Origin of the sequence: Streptomyces sp. NBC_00400, from assembly GCF_036048035.1 — a bacterium.
Lineage (GTDB): Bacteria > Actinomycetota > Actinomycetes > Streptomycetales > Streptomycetaceae > Streptomyces.
This window is the reverse complement of sequence record NZ_CP107940.1, coordinates 2,128,846-2,153,951: the sequence shown is the minus strand read 5'-3', so window position 1 is coordinate 2,153,951 and position 25,106 is coordinate 2,128,846. Positions and strand designations below refer to the sequence as shown.

Annotated in this window: 17 protein-coding genes; 11 read left to right on the top strand and 6 right to left on the bottom strand. The window is 72.6% G+C overall.

The annotated features are described in order from the left end of the window. Window positions 1-155 precede the first annotated feature (155 nt). A complete protein-coding gene (locus tag OHS81_RS09350) occupies window positions 156-1,865 on the top strand; it encodes a proline--tRNA ligase (RefSeq protein ID WP_328384174.1) in 1,710 nt (569 codons plus the stop codon). A gap of 106 nt (window positions 1,866-1,971) precedes the next feature. Here the strand turns inward: OHS81_RS09350 and OHS81_RS09345 are convergent, their stop codons facing one another. Genes OHS81_RS09345 through OHS81_RS09335 form a run of 3 tightly spaced genes read right to left on the bottom strand, consistent with a single transcriptional unit; the run spans window position 1,972 to window position 4,048 of the window. Next, complete coding sequence (locus OHS81_RS09345) at window positions 1,972-2,883, bottom strand: aminoglycoside phosphotransferase family protein (RefSeq protein WP_328384173.1); 912 nt, start codon at window positions 2,881-2,883, stop codon at window positions 1,972-1,974. 48 nt (window positions 2,884-2,931) lie between these two features. After that, window positions 2,932-3,450, bottom strand: a complete 519-nt coding sequence (locus OHS81_RS09340; protein ID WP_328384172.1) for a ferritin-like domain-containing protein — start codon at window positions 3,448-3,450, stop codon at window positions 2,932-2,934. A gap of 49 nt (window positions 3,451-3,499) precedes the next feature. After that, on the bottom strand, window positions 3,500-4,048 hold the full coding sequence (locus OHS81_RS09335) for a hypothetical protein (RefSeq protein ID WP_328384171.1): 549 nt from the start codon (window positions 4,046-4,048) through the stop codon (window positions 3,500-3,502). Window positions 4,049-4,208: 160 nt separating this feature from the next. Here OHS81_RS09335 and rimP point away from each other — a divergent pair, with 160 nt between their 5' ends. From rimP to OHS81_RS09290, 9 genes are all read left to right on the top strand, one after another. Beyond that, on the top strand, window positions 4,209-4,751 hold the full coding sequence (rimP, locus tag OHS81_RS09330) for a ribosome maturation factor RimP (protein ID WP_328384170.1): 543 nt from the start codon (window positions 4,209-4,211) through the stop codon (window positions 4,749-4,751). A gap of 2 nt (window positions 4,752-4,753) precedes the next feature. Next, window positions 4,754-5,746, top strand: a complete 993-nt coding sequence (gene nusA, locus OHS81_RS09325) for a transcription termination factor NusA (protein ID WP_159469595.1) — start codon at window positions 4,754-4,756, stop codon at window positions 5,744-5,746. Window positions 5,747-5,883: 137 nt separating this feature from the next. Beyond that, complete coding sequence (locus tag OHS81_RS09320) at window positions 5,884-6,180, top strand: YlxR family protein (protein ID WP_328384169.1); 297 nt, start codon at window positions 5,884-5,886, stop codon at window positions 6,178-6,180. A 163-nt stretch (window positions 6,181-6,343) separates the two neighbouring features. After that, window positions 6,344-9,493 carry a translation initiation factor IF-2 gene (gene infB, locus OHS81_RS09315; protein ID WP_328384168.1) on the top strand — a complete coding sequence of 1,050 codons (3,150 nt, stop codon included), beginning with the start codon at window positions 6,344-6,346 and terminating at the stop codon, window positions 9,491-9,493. A 176-nt stretch (window positions 9,494-9,669) separates the two neighbouring features. Then, complete coding sequence (locus OHS81_RS09310; RefSeq protein ID WP_033269483.1) at window positions 9,670-9,963, top strand: DUF503 domain-containing protein; 294 nt, start codon at window positions 9,670-9,672, stop codon at window positions 9,961-9,963. 63 nt (window positions 9,964-10,026) lie between these two features. Then, the gene (rbfA, locus tag OHS81_RS09305) at window positions 10,027-10,479 is read left to right on the top strand and encodes a 30S ribosome-binding factor RbfA (RefSeq protein ID WP_086720471.1); all 453 of its coding nucleotides are present in this window, start codon (window positions 10,027-10,029) and stop codon (window positions 10,477-10,479) included. Then, window positions 10,476-11,459 carry a tRNA pseudouridine(55) synthase TruB gene (gene truB, locus OHS81_RS09300; protein ID WP_328384167.1) on the top strand — a complete coding sequence of 328 codons (984 nt, stop codon included), beginning with the start codon at window positions 10,476-10,478 and terminating at the stop codon, window positions 11,457-11,459. The genes rbfA and truB overlap by 4 nt, the downstream gene beginning before the upstream one ends. 435 nt (window positions 11,460-11,894) lie before the next feature. Continuing rightward, window positions 11,895-15,992 carry a hypothetical protein gene (locus OHS81_RS09295; RefSeq protein ID WP_328384166.1) on the top strand — a complete coding sequence of 1,366 codons (4,098 nt, stop codon included), beginning with the start codon at window positions 11,895-11,897 and terminating at the stop codon, window positions 15,990-15,992. Between the two features lie 271 nt (window positions 15,993-16,263). Then, window positions 16,264-17,211 (top strand): bifunctional riboflavin kinase/FAD synthetase, encoded by a 948-nt coding sequence (locus OHS81_RS09290; protein WP_328384165.1) that lies wholly within the window; start codon window positions 16,264-16,266, stop codon window positions 17,209-17,211. Window positions 17,212-17,667: 456 nt separating this feature from the next. Here the strand turns inward: OHS81_RS09290 and OHS81_RS09285 are convergent, their stop codons facing one another. The 3 genes from OHS81_RS09285 to eccE form a co-directional block, all read right to left on the bottom strand. After that, window positions 17,668-20,658, bottom strand: coding sequence for an SCO5717 family growth-regulating ATPase (locus OHS81_RS09285; RefSeq protein WP_328384164.1), 2,991 nt, complete (start codon window positions 20,656-20,658; stop codon window positions 17,668-17,670). A 342-nt stretch (window positions 20,659-21,000) separates the two neighbouring features. Continuing rightward, window positions 21,001-21,846 (bottom strand): hypothetical protein, encoded by an 846-nt coding sequence (locus tag OHS81_RS09280; protein ID WP_328384163.1) that lies wholly within the window; start codon window positions 21,844-21,846, stop codon window positions 21,001-21,003. Then, complete coding sequence (gene eccE, locus OHS81_RS09275; RefSeq protein ID WP_328384162.1) at window positions 21,846-23,072, bottom strand: type VII secretion protein EccE; 1,227 nt, start codon at window positions 23,070-23,072, stop codon at window positions 21,846-21,848. Before eccE ends, OHS81_RS09280 begins: the two co-directional genes overlap by 1 nt. Window positions 23,073-23,417: 345 nt before the next feature. Here eccE and eccB point away from each other — a divergent pair, with 345 nt between their 5' ends. Then, window positions 23,418-25,037, top strand: a complete 1,620-nt coding sequence (gene eccB, locus OHS81_RS09270; protein WP_328384161.1) for a type VII secretion protein EccB — start codon at window positions 23,418-23,420, stop codon at window positions 25,035-25,037. Window positions 25,038-25,106: the final 69 nt, after the last annotated feature.

Below are 25,106 nucleotides of genomic sequence, written 5' to 3'. Positions count from 1 at the left end.
CTTTAGGCAGTGGGGGAGCAACGGCGACAAAGCTCCACGGCGGGAAAGCCGAAAACGTGGGAAGCAAGCCCAGCGCAGCGGATACGCATTTCCTTGCGCCACACCCCTACAGCTAACCTCCAGGGAGTCACCTTTCTTACGCAGGAGAAACTCCCATGGCCCACGCCGCACAGGTCCAGCGCATGTCCCGCTTGATGATCAAGACACTGCGCGACGACCCGGCCGACGCCGAGACCGCCAGCCACAAGCTGCTCGTCCGCGCCGGCTACGTCCGCCGCTCCTCCGCCGGCATCTGGACGTGGCTGCCGCTGGGCAAGAAGGTCCTGGAGAACGTCTCCCGCATCGTGCGCGAGGAGATGGACGCCATCGGCGGCCAGGAGGTCCTGTTGCCGGCCCTGCTGCCCAAGGAGCCCTACGAGGCCAGCGGCCGCTGGGAGGAGTACGGCGACCTGCTCTTCCGCCTCAAGGACCGCAAGGGCGCCGACTACCTCCTCGGCCCCACCCACGAGGAGATCTTCACCCTCACGGTCAAGGACCAGTGCACGTCCTACAAGGACCTGCCGGTGATCCTCTACCAGATCCAGACCAAGTACCGCGACGAGGCCCGTCCCCGCTCCGGTGTGCTGCGCGGCCGCGAGTTCCAGATGAAGGACTCGTACAGCTTCGACACCACCGACGAGGGCCTGGAGCAGTCCTACGCCCTGCACCGCGAGGCCTACACCAAGATCTTCCAGCGGCTCGGCCTGGACTACCGCATCGTCTCCGCCGTCTCCGGCGCGATGGGCGGCTCCGCCTCCGAGGAGTTCCTGGCCCCCGCCGCCGCCGGTGAGGACACCTTCGTCGACTGCCCGGCCTGCGACTACGCCGCCAACACCGAGGCCGTCACGGTCAAGGTCGAGGCCGCCGACGGCTCCGCGCACGGCCCCGTCGAGGAGCTGGACACCCCCGACACCCCGACCATCGAGACCCTTGCCGAGCACCTTGGCGTACCGGCCTCGGCGACCCTGAAGAACCTCCTGGTCAAGGTCGACGGCGAGATCGTCGCGGTCGGGGTCCCCGGCCACCGCGAGGTCGACCTCGGCAAGCTCGGCGAGCACCTGGCACCGGCCACCGTCGAGCTGGTCACCGCCGAGGACTTCACCGGCCGCCCCGAGCTGGTCCGCGGCTACGTCGGCCCGCAGGGTCTGGCCGGCAAGGCGTTCCGCTACATCGCCGACCCGCGTATCGCCCCCGGCACCGCCTGGATCACCGGCGCCAACAAGGAGGGCAAGCACGCCAAGAACGTCGTCGCCGGCCGGGACTTCGAGGTCGACGACTACCTTGACGTGGTCGTCGTCGAGCCCGGTGACCCCTGCCCCCAGTGCGGCACCGGCCTGAAGATCGACCGCGCCATCGAGATCGGCCACATCTTCCAGCTCGGCCGCAAGTACGCGGACGCCTTCGGGCTCGATGTGCTCGGCCAGAACGGCAAGCCCGCCCGGGTGACCATGGGCTCGTACGGCATCGGCGTCTCCCGTGCGGTGGCCGCCCTCGCCGAGCAGACCCACGACGAGAAGGGCCTGTGCTGGCCCCGCGAGGTCGCCCCGGCCGATGTGCACGTCGTCGCGGCCGGCAAGGCCAAGCAGACCGAGCTCGCCCTGGAGGTCGGCGAACGGCTCGGCGCCGCGGGCCTGCGGGTCCTCGTCGACGACCGGGCGGGCGTCTCGCCCGGCGTGAAGTTCACCGACGCCGAACTGCTCGGCGTGCCGACCGTCGTCGTCGCCGGCCGCCGCGCCGCCGAGGGCGTCGTCGAGGTCAAGGACCGCCGCACCGGCGAGCGTGAGGAGCTGACGGTCGAGGAGGCCGTCGCCCGCCTCGGCGCGTAACCACCGCACGGACGAACGGGCCGGCCGCCGGGCACACCCCGGCGGCCGGCCCGTTCGTCCCGCCAGGGGATCCCACCAGCGGGATCCCCTCAGAGGAAGAGGCCCCCTACAGCCAGGCCGCGAACTCCAGCAGCAGCTCGCCGCGCTGCCGGTCGCCCACCGCCACCTCCCGTACACCGGTGTCCACCGCCCGGTACAGCGTCCAGTCGCGCAGCCGGTCCCGGTCCACCTCCAGGGAGTCGGCCAGCTTGGCCACCCTGCGGCGGGCCGCGGCAGCCGCGCCGGCCCCGGCCGCCAGGTCCTCGAACCGGTCCAGGACCAGCGATGCCAGGTCGTACGCCCGCTCGCCCACCACCGGCGACGGGCCGACCGCCAGCCAGGGCGCCCGCTCACCGGCCAGTACCTTGCCCTGCCGGAACGCGCCGTGCAGCAGGAACTGTTCGTCGGACCCGTCCGGCAGGGCGCGCCGCAGCTCCAGCGCCCGGTCCACCAGCGGCCCGGCCGCCGGCGTCAGCGCCCCGGCCGTCCGCAGCGCCTCCACGGCCTCCTCGGTACGCCCGGCCAGCGTCTCGAACGAGTGCTCCGGGGCCGTCGGCACCCACAGCCGCCGCACCGTACCGGCCGCCTCCAGCAGCGCCTTGGCCTCCGGCAGCGACCGCAGCGACACCCCGCCCTGCAGCCGCTCCAGCAACAGCGCACCGCTGGTGGCATCGGACCGCAGCAGCCGCACCGCGCCCCAGCCGTCCCACGCCTCCAGCACCGCCCCCTCATGCGCGGACACCCGCCCGGGCACCGGGAACTTCAGCGCGGCGGGCGACTGGTCCTGCTGCCGTACGAGGGCGACCAGACTGCTGCGGCCACCGGGGGCCTGCACCCGTTCCAGCGTCAGATCCCAGGCCTCCAGCCGCTGCTGAACCAGCGTCGGCAGCGCATCGAGCCACTGCCGTACGGGACTTTCCGGATCGCCGCTCAGCGAACTCACCAACCGCTGCGGTGGTTCGATGGGTGCCGTTGCCATGCTTGAGCCGTCCCCTTCCTGGGCGGTGACCGCACCGCGGCCGGTCGTTCAGAGCGCGCCCGCGGAAGCGCTCGCGGCGCCGGACCCGGTGGCGGCCGCGGCCCGCTCCACGAGCCCAGGGAAGGCTACGCCGCTGCCGCGCCAGCGCACCGCCCGCACCGCTGCCTCGCGCAGCGCGGCCGCCGCCTCGGTGCGCCGGGCCGCGGCACCGGCCCGTACGAGATCCGCGTAGACGGCGGCCAGCCGGTCCTCCAGCTCCGCCGCCAGCCGGAGGGCGGCCGCCGCGTCCGGGACCGGGAAGGGCAGTTCGTAGGCGGCGGCCGCGGCACGCGGGGTACCGCCCAGGTCACGCACCTCGCGGCGCAGCGCATCCCGGCGCGCACGATGCCCGTCGTACGCAGCCTGCGCCTCGCTCCGCCGGCCGCCTGCGATCCGCCCGCCGACCACGCCGTAGCCGTAGACCGCCGCATGTTCGGCGGCCAGCGCGGCCTGTACCGCGGTCAGCTCGTCGTGCCCGCCGTCCGCCTCCTCGCGCCCGTTCCTGCCGTGCACCGCTGTGGCCCTCATCCGCTCACCCCTTCGCCGGTCCCTGCTCCTGGCCCCTGAGCCCTGCCCGTCATCCGGCCGGCTCCGTCAGCAGATACGCATGCGCCGCACCGGCCGCCGCGACCGAGGCGAGCAGCCGGGCCAACTCCGGGGGCGCGGCGGCCAGGGCCTTGGTGCGGACGTCGGCGAGCTTGCGTTCAGCGTCGGCCAGGGCGGTGCGTGCGACCCGTTCGTCCCGGGGGACCTGGGGGCCGGAAGGCCGCCGGGAGCCGTGCGGCGCGGGACCGGAAGCGGGCGCACCGGCATCGCGCGCCGGGTCGTCGCCCGCCCCGCCGCCGGGGGAGGGGGCGGCCCGCTCACCGGTGAACGCCTCGGCGTGCCGGGCGACTTCCGAGCGCAGCGGGCGCAGTTGCGGCTCCAGCGCCGGATGCGCGGCCAGCGTGGCGTCGTAACGCGCCAGCAGGGCCGTGCTGTCGCGGGCGGAGCGCCGGCGCAGCCGGTCGGCGGCACGGGAATGTTCGGTCCGGCCGGGGCCGTCGTCCTGTGAGCAGCCGGTGAGCAGCGCCACGCCCCCGAGGGCGGCGCCGGCCAGCAGGGTTCTTCTGCGTGTGAGCGCCACTTTCGGCACGTTGCACTTCCCGGGGTCTTTCGTCGTGATCACCGCAGGCGAGAGTATCCGTGACCGCCCACCGAATCGTCAGTACCCCGCCGGAACCGATAGGCTTTGACCCGACACGCGACCCACCCACAACAGCACACGCGGCCGAGGAGTCACCCGGATGAGCACGACCCAGAGCGAGAGGCTGCGCGGATTGCTTGAACCGCTCGTCGCCGCGCGAGACCTGGATCTGGAAGAGATCGAGGTGACGCCGGCAGGCAAGCGGCGGGTGCTGAGGATCGTGGTCGATTCCGACGAGGGCGTCCAGCTGGACGAGTGTGCCGAGCTGAGCCGCGAGGTCTCCCAGGTCCTGGACGACTCCGATGTGATGGGCGGCGCCCCGTACACCCTTGAGGTGACCTCTCCCGGCGCCGACCGCCCGCTGACCGAGCTGCGGCACTACCGCCGCGCCGTCGGCCGCCTCATCAAGGCCCAACTCCACGAGGGCGGGGAGCTGGTGGCACGGATCACCGCCGTCGACGACTCGGGACTGGACCTCGAGGTGCCGGGGGTCAAGGGCCGCAAGCCGACCACCCGCCGGGTCTCCTTCGACGAGATCGCCAAGGCGCGTGTCGAGCTGGAATTCAGCCGTAAGTCCGACAAGACAGACAAGCGTGACGCGCAGCACGACGAGAAGACCGACGAGAACAAGGAGGAGGCGTAGCCGTGGATATCGACATGAGTGCCCTGCGGGGACTGGTGCGGGAGAAGGAGATCTCGTTCGACCTGCTGGTCGAGGCGATCGAGTCGGCCCTCCTCATTGCCTACCACCGCACCGAGGGCAGCCGCCGGCGGGCGCGGGTGGAGCTGGACCGCAACACCGGCCATGTGACGGTGTGGGCGAAGGAGGATCCGGAGGACCTGGAGGAGGGCGCCGAGCCCCGCGACTTCGACGACACCCCCTCCGGTTTCGGGCGGATCGCGGCGACCACCGCCAAGCAGGTCATCCTGCAGCGGCTGCGGGACGCCGAGGAGGAGATCACCTTCGGCGAGTTCGCCGGGCGTGAGGGCGATGTCATCACCGGCGTCGTCCAGCAGGGCAAGGACCCCAAGAACGTGCTGGTGGACATCGGCCCGATGGAGGCCATGCTGCCGGTGCAGGAGCAGGTCCCCGGCGAGGACTACGCGCACGGCACCCGGCTCCGCTCGTACGTCGTACGGGTGGCCAAGGGCGTCCGCGGCCCGTCCGTGACGCTGTCGCGCACCCACCCCAATCTGGTGAAGAAGCTCTTCGCCATGGAGGTCCCGGAGATCGCGGACGGCTCGGTGGAGATCTCCGCCATCGCCCGCGAGGCCGGCCACCGCACCAAGATCGCCGTACGGTCCACCCGTTCCGGCCTGAACGCCAAGGGTGCCTGCATCGGCCCGATGGGCGGCCGGGTGCGCGCCGTGATGGCCGAGCTGCACGGCGAGAAGATCGACATCGTGGACTGGTCGGACGACCCGGCCGAGCTGGTGGCGAACGCTTTGTCGCCGGCCCGGGTCAGCAAGGTCGAGGTCGTGGACCTGGCGGCCCGCTCCGCCCGGGTCACCGTCCCCGACTACCAGCTGTCGCTGGCCATCGGCAAGGAAGGGCAGAATGCCCGGCTCGCCGCCCGTCTCACGGGCTGGCGGATCGACATCCGTCCGGACACCGAGCAGCCCGCACCGCAGGACTGAGACCGTTCCACTACGGGCGGTGACGCCGCGGCCCGGCGAAAATCGGTGGTGCCGCGGCGCTCCGACCGGAATTCTGAGCAGCCGTTCCGTCTTTACCCCATAGGGGTCGGGCCGGCGCGGGGAGGTAGACTTAAGCCGTGTCTGGCCGGACGCATGCCCGCGCATGCCCTGAGCGCACCTGTCTGGGATGCCGGGAGCGAGCGGCCAAGGGCGATTTGCTGCGCATCGTGGAGATCGAGGGTGAGTGTGTCCCCGATCCTCGCGGTACGCTGCCCGGCCGGGGTGCTTACGTGCACCCGACACTGGTCTGCCTCGACCTGGCGGTTCGCCGCCGGGCGTTCAACCGGGCCTACCGGGCCCGGGGACCGTTCGACACGACGGAGCTGCGTCGGTTCCTCGAGCGGACGCCCGTCGAGCAGCCGCCGTTGCAATAACGCACAGCAGCACGAAACGCACAGCGCACGGAAAACCGTGCGGTCAGGTACCTCGCGAGTCGGAAGTAGGTCGAGATTGCGATGAGCACTCGATGAGTACGCGATGAGTACGCCCATGAAGTAGCGACGGTCCGGTGGACAACCCGGACCTAGAAGGAGCGAAGTGGCTAAGGTCCGGGTATACGAACTCGCCAAGGAGTTCGGCGTTGAGAGCAAGGTCGTCATGGCCAAGCTCCAAGAACTTGGTGAATTCGTCCGTTCGGCGTCCTCGACGATCGAGGCGCCGGTTGTTCGCAAGCTGACCGACGCTTTCCAGGCAGGCAGTGGCAATGGCCGCGCCGCCGGTAAGCCCGCGGCGCCGCGCAAGTCGGCCCCCGCGAAGCCGTCCGCGCCGTCCCCGGCGCAGGCCGGTGGCACCTCCCCTGCCGCCAAGGCAGCGGGGGAGCGTCCTGCTGCCCCGAAGCCGGGCGCCCCCAAGCCGGGCCCCGCGGCTCCGGCAGTCCCCGAGGCACCGAAGGCCCCCGAGGCCCCGGTGGCTCCCAAGAGCACTCCCGCCGCCGGCCCCACCCCGGGTCCGCGGCCCACGCCGGCCCCGAAGGCTCCGGCGCCCAAGCCCGCTCCGGCCGCCCCCGCGCAGCCCGAGTTCCAGGCTCCGCCGTCCGCGCCGGCCGCTCCCGCCGCCGGCCAGTCGGCTCCCCGTCCCGGTGCCCCCGGCCCGCGTCCGGCCCGTCCGGCGCCCGGCCAGGGTGGTCAGGGTGGTCAGGGTGGTCAGGGCCGCGGTAACGCTCCGCGTCCCGGTGGCGAGCGTCCGGCCCCGCGTCCCGGCGGCCGTGCCTCCGGCCCCCGTCCGGGCAACAACCCCTTCACGTCCGGTGGCTCCACGGGCATGGCCCGTCCGCAGGCCCCCCGTCCCGGTGGCGCCCCGCGTCCCGGCGGCCAGGGTGGTCCCGGCGGTCCGCGTCCGCAGGGCGGCGGCCAGGGTGGCCCCCGTCCCCAGGGCGGCCAGGGCGGCGCGCGTCCCACCCCCGGTGGCATGCCCCGTCCGCAGGGTGCCGCTCCCGGTGGCGCCCCGCGTCCCGGCGGTGGCGGCGGTAACCGCCCGAACCCGGGCATGATGCCGCAGCGTCCCGCTGCCGGCCCGCGTCCGGGCCCCGGCGGTGGCGGCGGTCGCGGTCCCGGCGGTGCCGGTCGTCCCGGTGGCGGCGGCGGTCGTCCGGGTGGCGGCGGCGGCTTCGCCGGTCGTCCCGGTGGTGGCGGCGGCGGTCGTCCGGGTGGCGGCGGCGGTTTCGCCGGTCGTCCCGGTGGCGGCGGTCCCGGTGGTGGCGGCGGCTTCGGCGGTCGTCCCGGCTTCGCCGGCCGTCCCGGCGGTCCCGGTGGCCGTGGTGGCACGCAGGGTGCGTTCGGCCGTCCCGGCGGTCCGGCGCGCCGTGGCCGCAAGTCGAAGCGGCAGAGGCGTCAGGAGTACGAGGCCATGCAGGCCCCGTCGGTGGGCGGCATCATGCTGCCGCGCGGCAACGGCGCGACGGTTCGCCTGTCGCGTGGTGCCTCGCTGACGGACTTCGCCGAGAAGATCAACGCCAACCCGGCGTCGCTGGTCCAGGTCATGCTGAACCTCGGCGAGATGGTCACGGCGACCCAGTCGGTCTCCGACGAGACGCTGACGTTGCTCGCCGAAGAGATGAACTACGTCGTCGAGATCGTCAGCCCGGAGGAGGAGGACCGCGAGCTGCTCGAGTCCTTCGACATCGACTTCGGTGAGAACGAGGGCGGCGAGGACATGCTCGTCGCGCGTCCGCCGGTGGTGACCGTCATGGGTCACGTCGACCACGGTAAGACCCGGCTGCTCGACGCGATCCGCAAGACGAATGTCATCGCGGGCGAGGCCGGCGGCATCACCCAGCACATCGGTGCCTACCAGGTCGCGACCGAGGTCAACGACGAAGAGCGGCGCATCACCTTCATCGACACCCCTGGTCACGAGGCGTTCACCGCCATGCGTGCCCGTGGTGCCAAGTCGACCGACATCGCGATCCTCGTGGTGGCGGCCAACGACGGTGTGATGCCGCAGACGATCGAGGCGCTGAACCACGCCAAGGCGGCCGAGGTGCCGATCGTGGTCGCGGTCAACAAGATCGACGTCGAGGGCGCCGACCCGACCAAGGTGCGCGGCCAGCTCACCGAGTTCGGTCTGGTGGCCGAGGAGTACGGCGGCGACACCATGTTCGTCGACATCTCCGCCCGTGAGGGTCTGAACATCGAGCAGCTGCTCGAGGCCGTGGTCCTGACCGCGGACGCCTCGCTCGACCTGCGCGCCAACGCGGAGCAGGACGCGCAGGGCATCGCGATCGAGGCCCACCTCGACCGTGGCCGCGGCGCCGTGGCGACCGTCCTGGTCCAGCGCGGCACGCTCCGCGTCGGCGAGACGATGGTGGTCGGCGACGCGTACGGCCGGGTCCGTGCGATGTTCGACGACAAGGGCAACAACGTCGAGGAAGCGGGTCCGTCGACCCCCGTCCTGGTCCTGGGTCTGACCAACGTCCCGGGTGCCGGCGACAACTTCCTGGTCGTCGACGAGGACCGTACGGCCCGTCAGATCGCCGAGAAGCGCGCGGCGCGCGAGCGCAACGCCGCCTTCGCCAAGCGCACCCGCCGGGTGTCCCTCGAGGACCTGGACAAGGTGCTCAAGGCCGGCGAGGTCCAGCAGCTCAACCTCATCATCAAGGGTGACGCTTCCGGTTCCGTCGAGGCACTGGAGTCCTCGCTGCTCCAGCTCGACGTCGGCGAAGAGGTCGACATCCGGGTGCTGCACCGCGGCGTCGGTGCGGTCACCGAGACCGACATCAACCTGGCGTCCGGCTCCGACGCGATCGTCATCGGCTTCAACGTGCGCGCCGAAGGCCGCGCGACGCAGATGGCCGAGCGCGAGGGCGTCGACGTCCGGTACTACTCGGTCATCTACCAGGCGATCGAGGAGATCGAGGCGGCCCTCAAGGGCATGCTCAAGCCGGAGTACGAGGAGGTCGAGCTCGGTACCGCGGAGATCCGCGAGATCTTCCGCTCGTCCAAGCTCGGCAACATCGCGGGTGTGCTCATCCGCTCCGGCGAGGTCAAGCGCAACACCAAGGCGCGCCTCATCCGCGACGGCAAGGTGGTCGCGGAGGACCTCAACATCCAGGGTCTGCGCCGGTTCAAGGACGACGTCACCGAGATCCGCGAAGGCTTCGAGGGCGGTATCAACCTCGGAAACTTCAACGACATCAAGATCGACGACGTCATCGCGACGTACGAGATGCGCGAGAAGCCGCGCGGCTGATCGTGCAGCAGCCCGCCCGTAGCGCGGTCCACCGGTGTGGTGGCCGGGCGACGGGCGGGCGTCCGGTCGGGGCCGGTCGGCGGAGAATATTTCCGTCGATCGGCCCCGGCCGTTCCGTGTACGGTTCGAACTGAAACGGACACCTAAGGCCCCACGGGCGGCTCAGCCCGTCTTGCATGTACGTAGGGACGCTGTCCTTCGACCTGCTTCTCGGCGACGTACGGTCGCTGAAGGAGAAGCGCTCCGTCGTCCGCCCGATCGTCGCCGAGCTGCACCGCAAATTCGCGGTGAGCGTCGCGGAGGTCGGGGACCAGGATTTGCACCGCAGGGCCACCATCGGCCTGGCGGTGGTCTCCGGGGACACGGGGCATCTGACCGATGTCATGGACCGCTGCGAGCGCCTGGTCGCCGCACGGCCCGAAGTGGAGCTGCTGTCGGTACGCCGGCGGCTGCACGGCGACGACGACTGACCCGGACCGGGCAGGCCGCCGCCGGTGGAAGCACAATTGTGGAAGAAAGAAGGAGACGGACCAGTGGCCGACAATGCGCGGGCGAAGAAGCTGGCGGACCTCATCCGGGAGGTGGTCGCCCAGAAGCTGCAGCGCGGTATCAAGGACCCGCGGCTCGGTTCGCACGTGACCATCACGGACACCCGGGTCACCGGCGACCTGCGGGAGGCTACGGTCTTCTACACGGTCTACGGCGATGACGAGGAGCGGGCCAGCGCCGCCGCCGGGCTGGAGAGCGCCAAGGGCATCCTGCGTTCCGCGGTCGGGGCCGCGGCAGGGACGAAGTTCACGCCGACCCTGGCCTTCGTGCCGGACGCCCTGCCGGAGAACGCCAAGACGATCGACGACCTCCTCGACAAGGCACGGGCCTCGGACGCCAAGGTGCGCGAGGTCTCTTCGGGCGCCCAGTACGCCGGCGAGGCCGATCCGTACCGTAAGCCGGGCGAGGACGACGACGAGGGCACCGCGGCAGAATGAAGCGTGAGAGCAACAAGCCCATCCAAAGGGGCGAGCGCGATGCGCTCTCCGGCAAGGGTGGTGGTGGGCGACGGGCGGGCCTCGTCATCGTCGACAAGCCGTCCGGCTTCACTTCGCATGACGTGGTGGCGAAGATGCGCGGGATGGCGCGCACCCGCCGGGTCGGGCACGCCGGCACGCTCGACCCGATGGCGACGGGCGTGCTCGTCCTGGGCATCGAGCGGGCCACCAAGCTGCTCGGCCATCTCGCGCTGACGGAGAAGGAGTACGTCGGCACGATCCGGCTCGGCCAGACGACGGTCACCGATGACGCCGAGGGCGAGCTCACCGCGTCGAAGGCGGCGCACGGTCTCGCCCGCGAGGACATCGACGCGGCTGTCGGCCGGCTGTCCGGCGCGATCATGCAGGTCCCGTCGAAGGTCAGCGCCATCAAGATCAACGGCAAGCGGTCGTACTCGCGGGTCCGCGACGGCGAGGACGTGGAGATCCCGGCCCGGCCGGTCACCGTCTCCTCGTTCGTGGTGCACTCCGCGCACGAGGCCGAGGCCGAGGACGGCACCCCGGTGACCGATCTGCTGGTCTCCGTCGAGTGCTCGTCCGGTACGTACATCCGCGCCCTCGCCCGCGACCTGGGGGAGGGGCTTGGCGTCGGCGGTCATCTGACGGCGCTGCGCCGCACCCGCGTCGGCCCGTACAAGCTGGACCGGGCGCGCACCCTCGACCAGCTCCAGGCCGCCGTGGACGACACCGAGGGGGAGGGCCTGCCGGTCATGCCGCTCGGGGACGCGGCCGCCGCGGCCTTCACCCGCTGGGACGTGCCCGAGGCGCAGGCCCGGCTGCTGCTCAACGGCGCACGGATCCCGATGCCGCGCTTCGAGGGCAACGGCCCGGTCGCGGCGTTCGGGCCGGACGGCCGGTTCCTCGCGCTGGTGGAGAACCAGGGCGGGAAGGCGAAGAGCCTGGCGGTGTTCGCGGTCTAGTACCGCAGTTGCCGTGCCAGGGGCCGGCGAGCAGGCACCCGTGGGGCCGGGCCCGGAGACGCGCAGACGCGCTCCGGGCCCGGCCCTTTGCGCGCCCGTATGCGGTCCGTGCGCCCTCTTCCTGCCCGCTGTCCGGCCTCACCTGCTGTCGCTCCGGTACTCCGGACCCTCCGGCCGGTACTCCGGACCCTCCGGTTCTCCCGGCCCCCGCGGTTCTGCTGATGCTCCCGGTACTCCGGTACTCCGGTTCTCCGGTTCTCCGGTTCTCCGGTACTCCGGTACTCCGGTTCTGCGGGGGTTCCGCCTATTCACTCATTCGGTGAGGCGCTTGAAGTGAATCAAGGCGCGGACGGGGGCGCGTTGCCATGGGGCCCTGTCGAGACGATCACCGCCTGCTTACCGTGCGGGGGACGGCACAGGGTGAGAGGACCGGCGATGGCATTGCTGGATGCCGATGCGGACACGGCACTGGTGCGGATCCGCGATCTGGCAGGTCGGACGCGTGGTACGGGGTTTCTCGCGGACCACGACGGCACCGTGATCACCAGCCACGAAGCGGTGGACGGCGCCACGCAACTGGTGCTGCAGCCCATGGCGGACGGCGCCGGAGGCGGCGCGGCCGGGGGCGGCGGATGGACGTGCGTGGTGGCGGCCGATGCGCTGACGCCCCTGCCGGAGGCCGGGCTCGCCCTCGTCCGGGCCGGCGGCTTCGGACCGCACCGGCTCACGCCGCTGCCCATCGCCGCGGCCCGGCCGGCCGCGGGCACCACCGCGCGGCTCTGGGCGGGCGGCTGGCTGGACGGCACGGTCGTCGGGCCGGGCGCGGGGGTGATGTACACGGCCGCCGAGCGCGTCCACCTTCTCGACGACACGCTGGAGCTCGGCCTGTGCGCCGGGGGCCGGGAGGCGCTGCGGCTGCGCGGTCTGGCGGTCGGCGGGCCGGTGCTGGACGCCCGGACCGGCGCGGTGCTCGGCATCCTCGGCACCGCACTGCACCCCCAGGCTCCCGGCCGCGGCCGCCCGGGGGAGAACGCCTTCGGGCGCCGGGCGGGCGGCTTCGCGATTCCGCTGCGCGCGGTCGCCGAAGCCGCGCCACAGGGCGCGCTGGCCGCGCTGCTGGAGCGCAATGCGGCGACCGTCCCGGCCTACGGCAGCGAGTTGAACCCGGCCGGCGCGCGGCATCTTGCCGAGCTGTCCATGGGCTCCGCCGAGCGGCCGCGGCTGTGGCGGGAGCCGGTCGAACGGCCGGAGGCAGCCGCCGAGTTCGTGCGCTTCGAGGAGGGCCACGGGACGGCGGCGGCATGCGTGCTGGGGCTGGTGGGGCAGCCGGGATGCGGACGGAGCACGGAACTGGCCGGGCTCGCGGCACGCCGGGCCCAGAGCCCCCGCCCCGCTGCGACCATCCGGCTGCGCGGCGCGGAACTGCGGCCCGACGACGACGGGGTACGTACCGCCGTCGAACGCGCGCTGCGGTCCGCGGGCCGGATCGTCGCCCGGGAGGGCCGCACCGCCGGTGACCCGGCGGACACCACCGCCCATGACGTCGCGCGGGCGGCGGCCGCGGCCGGCCGTCCGCTGCTGGTGCTCCTCGACGGGCCGGAGGAGATGCCGGCGGCCCTGGCACAGGGGGAGCGGCTGGCCGGGTGGACCGCGGCGACGGCCGACTGGCTGCGCAGTGCCGGTGTGCGGCTGGTGGTCGCCTGCCGCCCCGAGTACTGGGAGCGGGCCGGTGCGCTCTTCCCGCCCGGCGTGCTGCACCGGCCGCTGCGTCCGGCGCCCGCGCTGCCCGCCTGCGTGGAGCTCGGTGACCTCACCGAGGAGGAGGCGGAGCGCGCCCGTGGCCGCTACGGCCTGCCGTCCGGCGCACCGGCCGGGCCGGACGCCCGCCATCCGCTGGCCCTGCGCCTGCTCGCGGAGGTCGGCGCGGCACTCACCGAGGGGGACGGGTCCGGGCGGTGCGCCGGCGAGGCGCCCGGCCTCGGCACACCCGACCGCCACCAGATCTTCGACGCCTACCTGGACCTGGTGTGCCTGCGCATCGCCGTACGGCTCGCGGCCGGCCACCGGCCCGCGCCGCGCGGCACCGCCGTGCGCCGGCTGGCCGCCCAGGTCGCCGGGCAGGTGCACGAGGCGGCCCGCCGCTGCCTCGGCCCCGGCTCCGGCGCGCTGGACCGTACGTCCTTCGAGGAGGTGTTCCCGCGCGAGCCCGGCTGGGCCCGTGCGGTGCTGGCCGAGGGGCTGCTGGTCCCGGCCGGCACCGGATTCCGCTTCGCCCACGAGGAGTTCGCGGAGTGGCTGCAGGGCGCCCATGCCGACCTCGACCTGCTGCCCGTCCCCGGACACCGCGTCGGTCCTGCCGTCCAGGCGCTGCTGCTGCTCGGCAGACGCGAGGGGACGGTGCAACTGACTTTCCGGCTGGCCGAGTTGGTGCCGATGGCGACCGCCCCCGCGGCCGCCCCCGCCGGCGGTTCACCGGCCGCGCGGGCCGTGGACGGCCGCTGGTGGGCCGCTCACCTGCTGTCCGGTGTGCTGCTCCGGGTCCCCGACGCGAGGCCGTACACGGGCGTCCTACGGCTGCTCGCCGACCGGATCACGGAACGGTCCCTCCGGGCGGGCGGCTTCGTGCAGACGGGGCTGGAGGCCTTCGGGCCGTGGTTCTGGGAGCGGTTGGCGCTGGCCGACGAGGACCGGATGGACCTGCTGCGCCGCCTGCTGCCGGCCGATGGGCCGCCGTGCGGGGCGGGGTGGAGGGCGGCCGGCGCGGGGCGGCACGCGGAGGCGGATGCGGGGGCAGGGGCGGAGGTGGGGGCGGGGGCCGCGGGAGCTGTGCCGTCCGGGGTGCCGTCGCAGTCGTCGGGGCCCGGTCCGTCATCGCTGTCCGACCGGTTGCCGCCGTCCGGCTCGCCCTCTTCACCCGGTATGTCCTTGTCGTCCGGTCCGTCCTCGTGGTCCGACCGGTTGCCATCACCGTCAGGCCCGCCCGGGGCGTCCGGCCCCGCGCCGGGTAATCCGTCGTCCCCCGCCGTATCCGCCGGCGGTCCGGGTGCCGGCCACCGCTTCGCGCCGCCGCCGCGGGTACGCGTCCACCCCGCCGACGACCCGGCGTCCGACCGGGACGGCGACGGCCGGCCGGACGCCACCGGTGGCCCGCGCTCCACCCCCGTCCGGGCGGACACCGGCGGCAGCGCGTCCGCAGCGGTCCCCGCCACCGGGAGCCGGCGCATCGCGGCACGCTCGCCCCGGTTTCTCGATGCCGCGGCCGCACTGCTGTGCGCGGACCCGCAGCGGATGCAGCCGTTGCTGTGCGCCTGGTTCGACGACACCCGCCCGCTGCAACGTCCCGGCGCGGAGGACGGCGGTCCGGCCCACCCCGCAGAGGCTGTGCCCGGCGAGATCACCGTGGCCACCGCAGCGCAGGCGCTGCTGCACACCCATCGCCACCGGGCGCTCGACGCCCTCACGGAGGCGCTGGTGCAGGCCGCGCACCCCAGGGGCGACGAACTGATGGACGCGCTGGCCGAGGACGAGCCGGCCGCGGTGTGCCGTGCCGTGGACCGGTGGGCGCACGACGCGCGCCCCGAGCGGCGGGCCGCCGCCGTGTCGTACGGTCTGCGGGCCGCCCGGTACGTGACCGCCGGAGCCGACCGCGCCCTGCTGCGCTACGCGGCCCTCTGCCTTCTCGCCCGGAGCGCCGACAGCGCCCACCACGGGTCCGCGCTGGCCCTGCTGATGGGCGACCCGGCCACCCGCTCCCGCTTCCTGGACCGGGCGCTGGCCCGCTTTGTCGCGGGGGATCCGCAGCTGCCGCCCACGGCGTTCACCGCCGCCCTCGCCGACCACCCCGAACCGGTACTGACCGCCTTCCGGGCCCGGCTGATCGGCGGCGCGGGTCCGCCGGTGGCGGCCGCCCTGCTGCGCATGCTCGCCCGCACCGATGCGCCGGACCTCGTCACCCGCGTCGCCGACCTCGTCCGTGACTGTGCCCGGCACTGCCCGGAGCGTGCCGCACGGCCGGTCGCGGAGTTCATCGACCGCCGCCTCGAACGGGGCCCGGCCGCCCGCGCCGAGCTCCGCCCGCTCGCCGTGGAGCTGCTGACCGGCTCCCCCGTAGCGGTCCGGTGCGCGCTCGCGGCCGTGGTGGCCGAGACCGGGCGTGGCGACTCGGTTGCGTTGCGCCGTGAACTGCTCGATGCGCTGCTGGCGCAGGAGGCCTCGTACGCGGCGCCGCACCGCGCCTACGAGGAGAGCGGGGGCCGGGACACCCGTGTGCTGGAGGCACTTTTGGAAGCCGCAGCCGAAGGCGCGGAGCGGCGGCCGGCGGAGCGCACCAGGGAGCTGGTGCACCGCACCGGGATGCTGCTGGTGCGCACGCCTGCGGGCGCGGCGTGCTTCGACCGGCGGCTGGTGGAACTGGGGCGGCGGCTGCCGGGTTTCGCGCGGCGGGTGCAGGACTGGGTGACGGATGAGCCGGGGGAGTGGGCGGCAGTGGTGGGCCCCGGTGCCCGTGCCACGCTCGCCGGGTCGCACAGCTGACGGGCAAGGGCTGTCGGGGCGCGCCAAGGGGCGTTGGGGGCGGAAGGGGCTGCGGGGCGCGAAGGGGGGCTGCGGGGCCGGGGCCGGCCCGGCGGAGCCGGGCTCCGCGTCCCGCGAGACCGTCTGTGGGATCAGGGTCGGACAGCGGCTGGGACGGGTGCCCTGAGCCACCCTTCGCGCGGAGCATCACCCGCGGCATGGCAGTCTTAGACCTGCGCCATGCCGAATTGGCGCAATGGACGGACAAGGGTTCGGGCGAGGAGCGGGCACTGTGCAGCGCTGGCGTGGCTTGGAGGACATCCCCGAGGGCTGGGGACGCAGCGTCGTCACCATCGGCTCCTACGACGGAGTGCACCGCGGCCACCAACTGATCATCGGCAAGGCCGTCGCGCGCGCCCGTGAGCTGGGGGTCCCCGCGGTGGTCGTCACCTTCGACCCGCACCCGAGCGAGGTCGTGCGGCCCGGTACCCACCCGCCGCTGTTGGCGCCGCACGACCGGCGTGCGGAGCTGATGGCCGGTCTGGGGGTGGACGCGGTGCTCATTCTCCCGTTCACCAAGGAGTTCTCGAAGCTGGCGCCGGCCGATTTCGTGGTCAAGGTACTGGTCGACAAGCTGCACGCCCAGGTCGTCGTCGAGGGCCCCAACTTCCGCTTCGGGCACAAGGCGACCGGCAATGTCGCGACCCTCGCGGAGCTCGGGACCACCTACGACTACACCGTCGAGGTCATCGACCTCTACGAGCGCGGGGCGGCGGGCGGCGGCGAGCCGTTCTCCTCCACGCTCACCCGCCGCCTGGTCGCCGAGGGCGATGTGGCCGGCGCGATGGAAGTCCTCGGACGGCCGCACCGGGTCGAGGGCGTCGTCGTACGCGGTGCCCAGCGCGGCCGTGAACTGGGCTTCCCGACGGCCAATGTGGAGACCCTGCCGCACACCGCGATCCCGGCCGACGGCGTCTACGCCGGCCTGCTGCAGGTCGAGGGGGAGGCGATGCCGGCGGCCATCTCGGTCGGCACCAACCCGCAGTTCGACGGCACGGCACGGACCGTCGAGGCGTATGCCATCGACCGCGTCGGCCTGGATCTGTACGGGCTGCACGTCGGGGTGGACTTCGTCGCCTACATCCGCGGCCAGGAGAAGTTCGGCACGCTCGACGCGCTGCTGGAGCGGATGGCGGTCGATGTGAAGCTGGCCCGGGGCTTGATCGCGGACGCGGGCTGAGGCTTCGCGCTTCTCGCGTTTCCTCCCTTCGGGGCCGGCCACCCTCCCCCCCAGGGGCCCGCTGCCCGGTCTTCCCCGCCCGGCCTTCCCTCCTCCGGTCTCCCCCGGGTTTTTCCCGCCGTCCGGTCTTCCCCGTCCGGTCTTCCCCGCCCGGCCTTCCCTCCGCCGGTCTTCCCCGGTCCGGCCTTCCTCCCCCCCCGCCGGTCTCCCCTCCCCCAGGTTTTTCCCCGCCGCCCACCCCCCTTCGGGGGGTGGGCGGGTGTGGAGGACCGGCATCGCCGACTCGGGGCCGGGCGGCGTGAGGTGCGGTGTCGCCAACTCGGCTGATGGCAGGTGCAGTTCGGCTAAGAAGGGTTCACTCGTCCGAGGGATGACGTGCTACGGGGCGGGGCCCGGCATCTCGCTGATGCCGGGCCCCGCCCCGTAGTGCGCTATGGCCGTGCCGTTATGCCCGCCTCACTGCGGAGGCGGCTGCTGCTGCCATCCCGGCGCCAGGCCGGGGTGTTCCGGCTGCGGCGCGTCCGGAGCGGGCTGTTGCTGCTGCCAGTGGGCCGGCGGTTGGGCGGGCTGCTGGGTCCAGCCGCCCTGCTGCTGGCTGTAACCGGTCGGCGGCGGTGGTGGTGTGCCCTGCTGCGGCTGCTGTTGCGGCTGGCCCTGCTGGGCGTACTGCTGCTGGGCGTAGGGGTCGCCGCCCATCTGCTGCTGCGGGTACATCCCCGCCGCCTGCTGCGCCCGCGTGAAGTCCTCGGCCACCAGGGCGGAGAGGTTGAAGTACGCCTCACGGGTCTTGGGCCGCATCATGTCCAGGTCGACCTCGGCACCGGCGGCGAGATGTTCGTCGAAGGGGACGACCACCACACCGCGGCAGCGGGTCTCGAAGTGCGACACGATGTCATCGATCTTGATCATCTTGCCGGTCTCGCGGACCCCCGAGATGACCGTGATACCCCGCTGCACCAGGTCGGCGTAGCCGTGCGCGGACAGCCAGTCCAGGGTGGTGCTCGCGCTGCTCGCACCGTCCACGGACGGGGTGGAGATGATGATCAACTGGTCGGCGAGGTCGAGCACTCCGCGCATCGCGCTGTAGAGCAGACCCGTACCCGAGTCGGTGAGGATGATCGGGTACTGCTTGCCGAGGACGTCGATCGCCCGGCGGTAGTCCTCGTCGTTGAACGTCGTGGAGACCGCGGGGTCCACGTCGTTGGCGAGGATCTCCAGGCCCGAGGGGGCCTGCGAGGTGAACCGGCGGATGTCCATGTAGCTGTGCAGATGCGGGATCTCACCCACCAGGTCACGGATGGTCGCACCGGTCTCGCGCCGCACCCGTCGGCCGAGCGTGCCGGCGTCCGGGTTGGCGTCGATCGCCAGGATCTTGTCCTGCCGCTCGGACGCGAGGGTGGAGCCGAGCGCGGTCGTCGTGGTGGTCTTGCCGACACCGCCCTTGAGGCTGATCACCGCGATCCGGTAGCAGGACATCACCGGCGTACGGATCAGCTCCAGCTTGCGCTGGCGCTCCGCCTCTTCCTTCTTCGCGCCCAGCTTGAACTTGGACGGCTGGGCGTTGGCGCCCGGCTTGCGCTTCTTGGGCTGGTTGCGCAGCAGCCGGTCGGAGGTCAGCTCCACCGCGGCGCTGTAGCCGAGCGGCGCACCGGGAGCGGCCCGCTGCTGCGGCTGCTGCTGACCCGGCTGCGAGTACGACGCGTAGTTCGCCGCCGCGTTGGGGTCGCCGGTCTGCTGACCGGGGAGCGGCTGGTAGGCCTGCTGGGGCTGCTGGCCCTGTTGAGCTTGCTGCGCCTGCTGCGCCTGCTGCTGGGCCTGTTGCGCCTGCTGCGCCTGCTGCTGGGCCTGTTGCGCCTGCTGGGCGGCCTGTGCCTGTGCCGCCTGCTGGGCGGCGGCCTGCTGCCGGCCGTAGTCGGCCTGCGCCTGCTGGGGATACTGGCCCTGCTGCGGGTAGCCCTGCGCCTGCTGGGGGTACTGGCCCTGCTGCGGGTAGCCCTGCGCCTGCTGGGGGTACTGGCCCTGCTGCGGGTAGCCCTGCGCACCGGTCTGCGGATAGCCGTAACCGGACTGCTGCGCCGCTGCGTGCTGCTGCGGCTGCTGCTGGCCCTGCTGGGGGTAGCCGTAACCGGACTGCGGATAGCCGTAACCGGACTGCTGTTGGCCGGGGACGCCCTGCTGCTGTTGCGGGTAGCCACCGTGTTGAGCGGGCTGTCCCTGCGGATAGCCGGCCTGCGGCTGCTGCGCCTGCTGTTGCTGGTGAGCCGGCGCCTGTTGCTGGGCCGGCGCCTGCTGCTGTCCCTGCTGGGGCTGTTGCGCCTGCTGGGCGGCCTGCGCCTGAGCCTGAGCCATCCGCGGGTCCGCCGGCTGGAACTCCGCCGGCAGCGGCGGCAGGGTGCCCTGCCCGGGCACACCCTGCTGCCGGCCCTCGGCCGCAGCGCCCCAGGGAGCGCCCTGCTGAGGTACCCCCTGCTGAGGCACGCCCTGCGGAGCGGTCTGCTGCGGCATGCCCTGCTGGGGCGCGCCTTGTTGCGGCATGCCCTGCTGCGGTGCGGGCTGTTGGGGCTGGGGCTGGGGCTGGGGCTGGGGCTGCGGCTGGGCCGGTGCGGGCTGTCCGCCCTGCGGCGTGGCCTCGGGGGCGGGCTGGGCGGGGGTGACCGCCTCAGGGGCCGGAGCTCCGCCCTCGGCGGCGTACGGCGGCTGGGCGGCCTCGGGCTGCGGCACCGCGGTGGGTGCGGTCTCCGGCGCCGGCGCGGGAGCGGCGTCGGCCTCGGGCTTTGCCTCGGCTTCGGGCGTGGCCTCGGGCTCGGACGCGCCCGTCGCCTCCGGTTCGTCGTCATCGTCGTCGCCCCAGAGGGAAATCGACGGGTCGACACCCGTGCCCGAGCGGCGATTGCCGGCGTCCGCACCGTCGTCCGTGGCCGGTGCGGCCTCCGCGGTCGGCTCGGGGCCGGGAGTTGCGGTGGCCGGTGCGTCGCTGCCGGCGGCCGGTGCGTCATTGCCGGTGCCCTGCGGGCGCAGGGTCGGGAAGCTCGGCGGGGCGGCGTCCACGGGCGGCGGGGCCGCCGGTACACCCTGCTGTGGAATCCCGGGCGCATTCTGCTGCGGCGGAATGCCGGGCGCCCCCTGAATGCCGGGCGCCCCCTGAATGCCGGGCGCCCCCTGGATTCCGGGCGCCCCCTGGATTCCGGGCGCCCCCTGGGCAGGCCCGGGCAGGGGCCGGCCGGTGGGCGGGTCGAGCGGGGGCTGGGCGGCGGCGGGCGGAGCGGTGGGCGAAGACGCAGGAGGAGTCGCGGGGGAAGCGGCACTCGTGCCCCCACCGCTGGTGTCGTTGCTCGCGTACCAGGCCGGTGCGGCGAAATCGATCTTGAACTCACCGGTCAGGTCGAACTCGGACTGGTCGTCGTCAGGATCGTTTCCGTCCGGACGGAAAGCCTCCTGCTCGTTCACTGTGCCTCCTGGTGTACTGCAACGCACCTGAACGGCAGGACCGGATACAGGCGGATCGATCGGATGTAGCGGAAGTCGGAACACACCACCCGGGGTTGCGCCAACACTAATTGTCTCCGTCCCCGTTTCGACTGCCGTCGTGCTGTGCTCCTGCGGCTCTCCTGCACAGCCTAATCAAGACTCGGCCCATAGCGGCAGTCGGTGTCATATCGTCTTCAAGCCCCTCGGCACGCTGACGGGCGCACCCGTGGGTGCGCCCGTCACGCCGTGCCTGGGGCCGGTGGTGCACGTGCGGTGCGCGGTGCCCCGAAGGGCAACCGGCCCGCAGCGTCGGTCAGTCCATCAGTCCATACGGCGCGGGCCGCCGAGCAGGTTGGTCTCCGCCTCCGTGGGCTGGGTCATGACGAACTGGTGGCCGTCGCGCGAACACCACAGCATGGCGTTGTCGCTGAGCGTCGGCAGCACCGAGCCGACCTGCTCGGGCAGCCGCATGATTCGCGTCACAACCTCGCTCTCCTCGGGCGAAAGCCGCTGCAGACCGACCAGATCGGCACGGCTGAGCATCTGCGGCGACCGCGGACCGAGGAAGGGCAGCACGGTCAGCACCGACTGCCAGGGGCTCGGGGCGAGCTGATTGCGCGGTGGCCGCGCCCCCATGTCCCGTACGACCAGCACCGGGCTGGAAACCGACGGTCCCTGGGGCGCGATCTGACGCACATCGTGGACGGAGACGCACTGCTGCCCGCCGCCCGCGGCCTGCGCCATCTGCCCCCAGGCCGGCGGCCGCGCCGTCTCGACCGCGACCCGCGCGCCGGTGGCGACCGTACGCAGCGCCAGCACCTGCGCCATCCACATGCTGCCGACCAGCGCGATCTCCATGGGCGCCGGCCGCAGCAGGCTCAGCACGGCGGGCTGGTTCTGCGGGTCGATGCCAATGATCACGCCGTCGTCGCCGACCGGCAGGGTCAGCGAGGCGAGCGATTCCGCGGTGAGGATGTGCGGGCTGCGCCGCGGGCCGCGCAGGCCGAAACCGGGCCGGGGCTTCGGGCCGTTCGGACCCGACTGCCCCTCGTCCGGACGCGGCTGGTGTGAGAGACGGCCGCCACCGGTGCCGCCGCCCGCGACGGGGGGATTGCGCCAGCCGTTGCCGCTGGTGTTGACGCGGGGCTGATAGGTGGGAGAGGCCATCAGCGGGTACCTCCGAGGGGAAGCGTGGCCAGCAGGCCGGGCAGCTGTTCCCGGTCGAGCCGTACGAGCCCGACCTTCACGGAACCGGAGCGGCGCTCCAACTCGCTCTGTGCGGCGGAGAGTTCGTTCTCACTGCGGGTGGAAAGACGGACGTAACCCGAGATGGCCGGGGCGCGGCCACCGCCGTGCGTGGCGGTCAGCGTGAAGGTGCTGGCCATTGCCCTGGTGCTGGTCAGCAGCTGGGTGATGGCCGCCAACGGGGCACCGCCCTGCCCCAGTTGGGGCCAGCGGCCGATCCAGTAGGTGGTGTGCCAGCGGTCGTCGCAGCGCATCGCCCGGGTCGTCTCCTGGGTGCGGCGGGCCGCCCGGCCGTCGCGCCCCATCGCTCCGTTGGCGGCCCGCGGGCTGACGCACACCGCGGTGCCGATCGCGGCCACGATCTCCCGCTCGGCGAGCACCTTGGCGCGTACGCCGTGTGCGGTCAGCCGGCTGACGAGCTGGTCGGCGGCGCGCAGCAGCGAACGCTTGGCGCCCTCCATCCCGCCGCCGCGGGCCTCGATCGCCTCCGAGCACAGCTCGGGGTCCAGCTTGAGGGCGATCCACGTCAGCTGCAGCGCCGGCGTCTGCGACTGGGCCTGCAGCGGCGCGTACGAACGGGCCGCGACGGCCTGTTCGGGCAGGTGCGGGGCCGGCGCGGGCTGGCTGTACTGAACGAACTGCACCGATTCGAGGTGGATGTCCTCGATGTCGAGCGCGGTGTGCAGCACCTCGAGCGGCAGCATGTGGCTGCCGCGCTGCGGCCGCAGCGGCTCGTCACGGGCGTCCACCTGGACGAGGGCCGTCAGGAACGTCCCGTCACCGACGAACCCGATGGCGCGCTGGTCCGATTCGGTGGTGAACTCATAGGTCCGCAGGGCCGGTTCGCACTCCACCACCGGCGCGAACGCGGGGTCCACGCCCTGCGTCGCCGCGAGCGCGGAGTTGCTGTCCTTGCCGCGGCGCTTCATGGCGCGCACGGTCGTGATCCATTCCGGCAGCGGAATCCTCCGCCGCCGGCCGAGCGCGAAAATGACCAGAAGAGCCGCGATCACAATGGCCGCGGTCAGCGCGGCCGGGTGGATCGTCCAGCCCACCAGCACCAGCGCCGCGGCGAGTTCGATGATGGCCAGCTGCTGGACGCGCACCCCGCCGATGGTTCCGGCCTGTTGGCGCAGCCGCGGTGCCACCGGACCGGCCGGACGGGCCGCGGAATCCCCGCCGCCATTTCCTCTGTTGCCCGAAGCTGTACCGTTTTGGTCAGCATTTCCCGCGTATTGCGGGGCAGCGGAAGGCTGTTGCTGCTGTTGCCGCCCATTGCGGCGTCGAGCCCTGGTGGCGCTGGACATCCCCCGGCCTGCTCCTCTACTGGTGGTGTGGCCTCTGGACGTGTCGGTCGCCCGCTGAGACTGGTGCGTTGGAAGGTGGCACCCGTACCGTACGGGTCGATCGACACACGGCATAGTAGAGGGCGCTACGGCGTGAGTGCCGGGGGCGGTCGAGGTAGATCCGACAGGCGGGGAGAGAAAGCAACAATGGCATCACGTCGGGACGAGCTGAATGCGTATTCGTTTGCTCGAAAGCGCACGAATGCGGCATTTCTGAAGCCGCTGCCGAACGGATCGATCGAGAGTGCCCCCAAGCCGCTCAAGGCGGTCGTGCCGAGTATCGTCATGGGTGTCGTGATGCTCGTGGGATTCGGCGCGTGCGGCATTCTCAAGCCGGTTGCTCCGCAGGGATGGGACGAGGTCGGCAAGAATGTCGTCGTCGGGGACGAATCGACCACGCGTTACATCGTCTTGGAAAGCCACCACCAGAAACTGCTGCATCCCATCCTGAATCTCGCCTCCGCCCGGCTTCTTATCGACCCGAACTTCAAAGTCGTCAAGGTCAAGGAATCCGAGCTGGACGGAAAGCTTCCGCACGGGCCCGCTCTCGGCATTCCGTACGCACCCGACCGGCTGCCCGGCACCAAGGATGCCGACAAGCCGAAGACCTGGGCGGTGTGCAACCGCCCTGGCGCCAGCGTGAACGCCAAGCCGCAGCAGGCCGTCTTCGTGCTGGCCGGCAAGGACAAGAAGCTCGTCGAGGGCAAGGGCAAGCTCGACGTCCATCAGGCCCTGTACGTCGAGGACCCCCGCGGCAAGAGGTGGCTGGTCGACAACAACGGCATGGCCTTCGGGTTCAACTCGACCCGTATGGGCGGGTGGTCCGGCAGCAGGGCGGACGGCGACGCCCTTCTGCGCCGCATCGTCTTCGGCCCCAACACCCAGCCGCAGAAGGTGTCGCAGCAGTACATGGACACCCTCCTCACCCTCCCGGACCAGCTGTCCATCAGCATGCCCCAGGTCGAGCAGGCGGGAACGATGACCAACGACCCGAAGGTCCCGGAGAAGGGCAAGCGGGTCGGCTCGATCCTCGAGGACAGCGACGGCCAGAAGTACGTCGTGGAGAAGGACGGCGTCGAGCAGGTGACGAAGTTCGTCGCCAGGCTCCTGGAGCAGGGCTCGAACGCGAGGAAGCTGCACTCCGACGGTTCGCCGATCGTCCCCGTACCCGTCGCCGCCAGCAGCATCTCCCCCAAGAAGGATGACTCGGGGAACCTGACGACGTTCCTCGGGAAGACCTTCGGCGACTTCGACTCGCCGTGGCCGAAGGAGGCGGTCTCCCCGGCCAACAACTTCGGTTCCCAGGACGGCGGGCTGGTCACGCCCACGCGCAGCGGCGTGTCCTGCAGTGTCTACAACGGCACCGACAACAAGTACCCGGGAGGCGAGGAGAAGCAGCTCGGCTACCCGAACGGTGTGCCGGACATGCAGACCTGGGTCGGCAAGGACTACCCGGCCAAGCTCGCCAGCGGCGCCAGCTCGTACGTCACCCCCGGCAGCGGCCTGCTGTACACGGAGGTGCCCACTCCCCAGTCGAAGAACGGCAGCCTGTTCCTGGCCACCGACACGGGGCTGCGCTACTCCGTTCCGCGGAACAACGACGGCGGGGGCAAGGCCGGCAACGACAAGCAGGAAGTCGACCAGTCGATGGTTCACCTCGGCTACGGGGGTACACACCCGCCACTGATTCTGAAGGCCTGGTCCTCGCTGCTCTCCGAGGGGCCGGCGCTGGACATCCGCAGCGCCAGGAAGCCGCAGTCGTCCTGAGAGGCACCAGGGGCCCGAGGGTCTGAGGTTCTGAGCGGTACGAGGTCCGCGCCGGTTCCGTCACGGGAA